Origin of the sequence: Mumia sp. (assembly GCF_028803055.1) — a bacterium.
Taxonomy (GTDB): domain Bacteria; phylum Actinomycetota; class Actinomycetes; order Propionibacteriales; family Nocardioidaceae; genus Mumia.
Genome location: NZ_JARBCJ010000199.1, coordinates 1 through 5,752, shown reverse-complemented (window position 1 = coordinate 5,752; position 5,752 = coordinate 1). Strand labels below are relative to the sequence as shown.

The 5,752-nt window shown below is 71.2% G+C and carries 8 protein-coding genes; 5 read left to right on the top strand and 3 right to left on the bottom strand.

Going from position 1 to position 5,752, the window contains the following annotated elements:
- Both PV363_RS15230 and PV363_RS15225 read right to left on the bottom strand, forming a co-directional pair.
- Positions 1-626: class F sortase (locus PV363_RS15230; protein WP_301022763.1), on the bottom strand; the 626-nt coding region annotated here is incomplete at its 3' end.
- A complete protein-coding gene (locus PV363_RS15225; RefSeq protein ID WP_220346328.1) occupies positions 610-1,386 on the bottom strand; it encodes a hypothetical protein in 777 nt (258 codons plus the stop codon). The genes PV363_RS15230 and PV363_RS15225, both read right to left, overlap by 17 nt.
- A gap of 207 nt (positions 1,387-1,593) precedes the next feature.
- Here PV363_RS15225 and PV363_RS15220 point away from each other — a divergent pair, with 207 nt between their 5' ends.
- The 5 genes from PV363_RS15220 (at position 1,594) to PV363_RS15200 (ending at position 5,640) form a co-directional block, all read left to right on the top strand.
- Positions 1,594-2,532 (top strand): LLM class F420-dependent oxidoreductase, encoded by a 939-nt coding sequence (locus PV363_RS15220; RefSeq protein WP_220346329.1) that lies wholly within the window; start codon positions 1,594-1,596, stop codon positions 2,530-2,532.
- Positions 2,525-3,250 (top strand): tyrosine-protein phosphatase, encoded by a 726-nt coding sequence (locus tag PV363_RS15215; RefSeq protein ID WP_220346330.1) that lies wholly within the window; start codon positions 2,525-2,527, stop codon positions 3,248-3,250. Before PV363_RS15220 ends, PV363_RS15215 begins: the two co-directional genes overlap by 8 nt.
- A gap of 153 nt (positions 3,251-3,403) precedes the next feature.
- Positions 3,404-4,045, top strand: coding sequence for a hypothetical protein (locus PV363_RS15210; protein WP_220343776.1), 642 nt, complete (start codon positions 3,404-3,406; stop codon positions 4,043-4,045).
- Positions 4,046-4,266: 221 nt separating this feature from the next.
- Positions 4,267-4,566, top strand: coding sequence for a DUF1540 domain-containing protein (locus PV363_RS15205; protein ID WP_220343777.1), 300 nt, complete (start codon positions 4,267-4,269; stop codon positions 4,564-4,566).
- Positions 4,567-4,614: 48 nt separating this feature from the next.
- Positions 4,615-5,640 carry a PHP domain-containing protein gene (locus PV363_RS15200; protein ID WP_301022762.1) on the top strand — a complete coding sequence of 342 codons (1,026 nt, stop codon included), beginning with the start codon at positions 4,615-4,617 and terminating at the stop codon, positions 5,638-5,640.
- A 15-nt stretch (positions 5,641-5,655) separates the two neighbouring features.
- Here PV363_RS15200 and PV363_RS15195 read toward each other — a convergent pair.
- Positions 5,656-5,752 (bottom strand): FAD-linked oxidase C-terminal domain-containing protein (locus PV363_RS15195; protein WP_301022764.1); only part of this gene is annotated, 97 nt, incomplete at its 5' end.

The following is a 5,752-nucleotide window of genomic DNA, read 5'->3' as shown; positions in this document are numbered from 1 at the left end:
GTGATGAGGAGGAGACGCGGGCGGCCCTTCTGTCGGAAGAGTCGTGCGGACTTCTCGGCGAGGGTCGCCTTGTCGTAGGTCTCCACCCGGCGGACGACGTAGCGGACGACTCCGCGCTTGGTCCTGACGGCGACCTTCGTGCCGGGCTCGAGCTGGCCGAGGTCGTCGAAAGCGCCTCCGCCTGTGTGGACCGTGTGTCCGGCGACCACGACCGTGCCCTTGGAGGCTCCCGGTCGTGCGCCGTCGTCCCACCAGCCGACCATCGAGGCGTCGGCGGGAGGGGTCAGCACTCCGTCGACGGCGCTCATCGGCGCGACCGGGGCGACAACCTCCAGTGCGGGCACCCGCACGAGGACCGGTTTGGCGGCGCGTCCGGCGGGCAGCTTGCGGGCGGGCGTCTCGGCAAGGATGGCCTCAGCGCTCTCGGAGGCGACCGGAGCGGCCGCGGTCGGTGTGCCGGAGCCGTCCTCGTCGTTGAACGACGCAGAGGCGCCGAAGGCCACCCAGGTGCAGAGGAGGCCCGCGGCGCCTGCAACGACGGCGACCGCCATCCGCACGCGGGCGCGTGCCCGGCGACGGGCACGCGCCTCGCGGCGGACGGTGACGAGATCAGGCTCGGTGGTCACCGCGCTTGCGCATCCGCATCAGGTAGGCCGCGGCGGCGAGGAGGACGGCGCCTCCGAGGCCCGCGACGGTGGCCATCCAGGTGGTGGACCCCGGCGTGGTGCTGCTCGTCAGACCGGCGTCGACAGCAGTCGGGGCGGTCTCGTCATCGCCTGCGACACCGTTGTCGCTGTCGTCATCGTCACCGGGAGCGGTCTCGGTCGCCGGGGCGACATCCTCCGACGGCGTCGGAGAGGTCTCCGTGGCGGGGCTGGTCGGCTCCGTCTCGGTCGGCTCGGTCGTCGGCTCCGTGGCGGGGCTGGTCGGCTCCGTCTCGGTCGGCTCCGTGGTCGGCTGGGTCGGGGTCGGCTCGGTCGTCGGCTCGGTCGTCGGAGTCTCAGACGGCGGGGGGGTCGCCGACGGCGACGGTGAGGGCGAGGGGGTCGGCTTGCCAGCCGGCACGTACGTGACCGAGTAGTGGACCACGTCCTTGCACGCGTGGCTGATCTTCACGCTCTCGGCCGGCGGGTTGACCTTGACGTACTCGACGCCGCGCTTGGAGTCGGTCTTCACGCAGTAGCCGGAGATGAGCTTGCCCTCGGGCGCCGTGATCTTCACGTACTTCTTGTCGCCCGTGGGTTCGAGCTTGCCGGTGTCCAGGTCCTTGCAGACCGAGGTGTGACCATAGGTGGTGGAGACAGTGGCGTGGGCGGGGGCGGAGATCAGGAGCGCAGGCAGCAGCACCAGTCCCGCCGCCGCGACGAGCTTCTTTGCAGCGCGCACGGTGGTTTGACTTCTTCCTCGACCCGTCACGCCGCGGGGGTAAGCAGCGAGGGGTCGGTCCGGGGGGTTGTCACAGGCCGAACTGGATACGTTCCAGGACGGCTCGCTACACACTAGGGCACAAAGGGCGCGACGCAACAGTCCTGCGAGGTGGGCCTGTGGATCGGCCCGGCACCGGGCGTTCGCCGTGGATGGCAGAGTGGGTGTATGGAGCTGCGAATCTTCACCGAGCCACAGCAGGGCGCCACGTACGACGACCTGCTGGCGGTCGCGCTGGCCACCGAGGAGCAGGGGTTCGGGGCCTTCTTCCGATCCGACCACTACCTGGTGATGGGAGGAGGTGACGGGCTCCCGGGGCCGACCGACGCCTGGACGACGCTCGCCGGTCTCGCCCGCGACACGTCGACCATCCGCCTCGGCACGCTGATGACGTCGGCCACGTTCCGGCACCCCGGCGTGCTTGCGATCCAGGTCGCGCAGGTCGACCAGATGAGCGGGGGCCGGGTCGAGATCGGGCTCGGCGCGGGCTGGTTCGCCGAGGAGCACGAGGCGTACGGCATCCCCTTCCCGTCGACGGGCGAACGCTTCGATCGGTTCGAGGAGCAGCTCGCGATCCTCACCGGGCTGTGGGAGACCCCGACGGGCAAGCGGTTCTCCTTCGCGGGAGAGCACTACACGCTGACCGACTCCCCGGCGCTGCCGAAGCCGACCCAGACGCCGCGTCCCCCGGTCGTCATCGGCGGGCACGGACGCCGCCGGACCCCGGCGCTCGCGGCTCGCTACGCCGACGAGTTCAACCTCCCGTTCACCCTGCCGGAGGAGCACCGGGCCAAGTACGACCGCGTGCGTGCCGCGTGCGAGGAGATCGGCCGCGACCCCGACGACCTCACCTACTCGAGCGCGCTCGTGGTGTGCTGCGGTCGCGACGAGGCGGAGATCCGACGTCGGGCGGAAGCCATCGGGCGCGACGTGGACGACCTGCGCACCAACGGACTCTGCGGGACGCCGCAGGAGGTGGTCGACCGGATCGCGACCTTCGCCGGCGAGGGGTCGCAGCGGATCTACCTGCAGGTGCTCGACCTCGCAGACCTCGACCACCTCGCGCTGCTCGGCGAGCAGGTGCTCCCCGAGGTGGCGGATGTCTGAGGCGACGACCACGCCCAACCTCCGCGACCTCGGTGGGCTGCCGACCGAGGACGGCGCCACGACGGTGCACGGTGTCCTGCTGCGCTCGGCCATGCCGAGCATCGACGACCGTGACCCTGGAGGGCTGCCGTGGCCGCCGAGCCTGGTCCTCGACCTGCGCTCGTCGGCGGAGTCCGGCCCCGAGCACCCTCTCGCCCCCACCGGTGCCACCGTGCGTCAGATCTCGCTGCTCGAGGCTCTGCGTCCCGACGGCCCTCAGTCGGCGAGCCCGCAGGTCGTGGCGCGGATGGCCACCGGCGGGTTGGAGGCGCTGTACCTCGGCATGCTGGAGGTGGCCCGCGCCGAGCTGGTGCAGGTCGCGACGCTGGTCGCCGACCACGACGGCGCGACGCTCCTGCACTGCGCGGCGGGCAAGGACCGTACGGGGGTGGCCGTGGCCATGCTGCTGCGTACGGCGGGTGTCTCGCGCGACGCGGTGGTGAAGGACTACCTGGCGACCGGCGCAGCGATGGACGCGGTGCTGCAGCGGCTCCGGATCGCACCGCAGATCGATCCGTCGCGACGTGCCCCCTCCTCCTACCTCGCGATCCCGCAGGACGCCATCGACGCCGTGCTCGACGTCTGGGACGCCCATCCCGGTGGGACGGCGGGCTGGCTGTACGACGCCGGGGCCGCCGCGCGGGTCGTGGACGGCCTGCGCACCCGCCTCGTCGGCTGAGGCTCCGCTTCACACAACCTGAGGGTGCCGTCACGTCTGTAACCCAGGGTTGCAGTCGACGTTACCTCTCAGTAGTCTGCGTGATCTACGACACAGACGGCCCGACCCCCGAGGGCGACCCCGCGAGCGTGCCGTCCAATGGGAGGGAGACCCATGTCCATCCGCAAGCAGCTCGGTGGCCTCGCCGCCGTCGGGGCCCTGGTCCTCGGCAGCCTCGTTGCCACGACCGCGCCCGCCAACGCACAGCCCGTCACGCTGCCGATCACGGGCACGGCCACCGTGGCCAAGCAGAACGCCACCCTGCAGATCCCCGAGGGTGCCTCGCTCGACGGTGACTTCAACTTCGGCCCGCCGATCACGGTCGTCGGAGACGTCAACATTCCCCCGATCGAGGCCCACATCCGCCTCCTCGGCATCCCCGGGCTCGGTGACACGACCTCCACCGTGAAGCTGGTCCAGACCAGCCCGACGGCGGCCACCGTCGGTGAAGACGGCGTGGTCAGCGTCGACCTCTCGTTCCGGCTGGCTGTCCCGCGGGTCTCCTCCGACCTCCTGCCGTTCCTCAACATCGTCCGCAGCGGCTGTGGCACGGGTGAGATCACCACGACGCTCCGCTCGACGACGCCCTTCTCGCTCACCGAGCCGGTGCAGCTCGAGGGTGAGTACACGATCCCGAAGTTCCAGGGCTGCGGCTACAAGATCGGTCCGACCAGCGGTCGCGACCTGCTCCTCACCTCGCTGCTCTCGGGCAGCGGCAACAAGATGACGCTGCAGGCTGGTCCGATTCAGTTCTGAGCGCCTCGAGCCGGGCACCGCGCGCGTCACGCCCACGTACGCGCCGGTGCCCGCAAGACCACTGGGTCCGGTGTCCGGGAGGGACGGCACCGGACCCAGTGTCGTGTCCAGGGGTCGTTCTCCGGGGGAAGCCTCGCCTAAGGTGACGGCCGCTGAGTCTTGCCTTACGGCGGGGACCCCGTTCTAGCCTGAGGCACTGGCCATCGAGCAGGGGGCACGGCATGAGCGTCACGGATCTTCCCGCGGTCAACGGGTGCGCAGCGGCAGGCTGCTCCTACAACCACGAGCACGAGTGCCACGCCGGCGCGATCACGATCTCCGGCACGGTGGACGACCCGCTGTGCGGCACGTTCCTCGACATCGGACCGAGCGGAGGCCTCTCCAAGGTGGTGGCGCGCGTCGGAGCGTGCCACCGTACGGACTGTGTTCACAACGCAGAGCTCGAGTGCACCGCCGACGCCATCCGGGTCGGGCCCGGCAAGGACAAGGCCGACTGCCTCACCTACCAGATGCGGGTCTGACCGCGGTCGTACGACCGCCGCGTCGCGAGCGACGGCCCGGTGCCGGGGATGAATCTCACCGACACCGGGCCTTCTGCTGCCCTGCGTGAGATCGCCTACCTGCTGGAGCGCTCTCGCTCCGAGCCGCGGCGGCCCATGGCCTACCGCAAGGCCGCGGACGTCTACGACGCCCTCGACGAGGACCGTCGGGCACAGCTGGCCGAGCGGGACTCGTGGTCGGAGCTGAGCGGCGTCGGAGCCAAGACCGCGGCGGTGATCGCGCAGGCCTCGGCCGGCCGGGTGCCCGACACCCTCGCGCGGCTGCGGGAGGAGGACGAGCCGGTCCCTGGTGACGACACCGCCCTGCGTGCGGCCCTGCGCGGCGACCTCCACACGCACTCCACCTGGTCCGACGGCGGAGCGTCGATCGAGGAGATGATGCGGACCGCGGTCCGGCTCGGCCACGACTACTGCGCGCTGACCGACCACTCGCCCCGGCTCACGGTGGCCCGCGGGCTCTCTCCTGAGCGGCTCCGTGAGCAGCTGGACGTCGTGGAGCGGCTCAACGAGGAGCTGTCGCCGTTCCGGGTCCTCACCGGCATCGAGGTCGACATCCTCGACGACGGGAGCCTCGACCAGGAGCCTGAGCTGCTGGAGCGCCTCGACGTCGTCGTCGCGAGCGTGCACTCGCGGTTGAAGGACGATGCCGACACGATGACCCGGCGCATGGTGGCCGCGGTCGCGAATCCCCACACCGACGTCCTCGGCCACGTCACAGGGAGGCTGGTGGAGGGATCGCGGGGCACACGGGCGGAGTCGGCTTTCAACCCCGAGATCGTGTTCGAGGCGTGCAAGCAGTTCGACACCGCGCTCGAGATCAACAGCAGACCCGAACGCCGTGACCCGCCGTCGCGGCTGCTCGACGTCGCGGTCGAGCGCCGGTGCCTCTTCTCGATCGACACCGACGCGCACGCGCCTGGTCAGCTCTCCTGGCAGGGGCTCGCCTGCATGCGTGCCGAGGCGGCAGGCATCACCGCCGAACGCGTCGTCGACACGTGGCCTCTCGACGAGCTCCTCGCGTGGACGCGGCGCTGAGGGCCGGCCCGGTCCTCACAGGAGGACGCCGGGGTTGAGGATCCCCGCCGGGTCGAGGGCGCGCTTGACCGCGGCGAGCGCGGCGGCGTACGGCTCGGGCCGCTGCTCGTCG

Excerpts from the sequence above, each read along its gene's own strand:
- PV363_RS15220 (WP_220346329.1), top strand. The coding sequence starts at position 1,594 with ATGGAGCTGCGAATCTTCACCGAGCCACAGCAGGGCGCCACGTACGAC.
- PV363_RS15215 (WP_220346330.1), top strand. The coding sequence starts at position 2,525 with ATGTCTGAGGCGACGACCACGCCCAACCTCCGCGACCTCGGTGGGCTG.
- PV363_RS15210 (WP_220343776.1), top strand. The coding sequence starts at position 3,404 with ATGTCCATCCGCAAGCAGCTCGGTGGCCTCGCCGCCGTCGGGGCCCTG.
- PV363_RS15205 (WP_220343777.1), top strand. The coding sequence starts at position 4,267 with ATGAGCGTCACGGATCTTCCCGCGGTCAACGGGTGCGCAGCGGCAGGC.
- PV363_RS15200 (WP_301022762.1), top strand. The coding sequence starts at position 4,615 with ATGAATCTCACCGACACCGGGCCTTCTGCTGCCCTGCGTGAGATCGCC.